1 protein-coding gene is annotated in these 532 nt (G+C 32.3%); it reads right to left on the bottom strand.

The features are described 5' to 3' along the window. A partial coding sequence (locus AC3G7N_RS22460) for an FAD-dependent oxidoreductase (protein WP_489424315.1) occupies positions 1-282 on the bottom strand: 282 nt, incomplete at its 3' end. Positions 283-532: the final 250 nt, after the last annotated feature.

Below are 532 nucleotides of genomic sequence, written 5' to 3' on the forward strand. Positions count from 1 at the left end.
TTTTAATCTGACTTTATTCTCTTTTGGATTTATAGAAATAACAGTGTCTTTTACAAAATTAACTTTATTTAATTTGATAACATCATTAATTGCAATTCGGGTACGATCATGATGCAATGTGCCTGCAGCATTTTCATGCAGCCATGTCGTTTGGTAATGATAGTCATGTTTGTTCACCAATGTAATATCTGCCTCGTTGATCCCCAGGGATTTCTGTAATTTTACAGTTGTGACCATCCCGCCATAGCCTGCACCTAATACAACAATACTTGGCTTGTTCATCTCTCTCATCACTTCCATTTTAAATAATTTCTATTTCTATTTGATTACGTATGTGACCTTTTTCACGTATTAATGCATAAAAAAAGGGCTGAATCCACTATGAATTTGTAACACAATCGTAATATTACTCTAAAAACCATCTTAGCTCTTTTACCCCCTACTTTCAACCATTAATTTTATGTTATAAAATTGTATGTTTTCGTAATTTTATCGGTTATGATAGCTTGATTACGTAGCAAAATACACAAAG

It is taken from the genome of Virgibacillus carmonensis, from assembly GCF_057836705.1.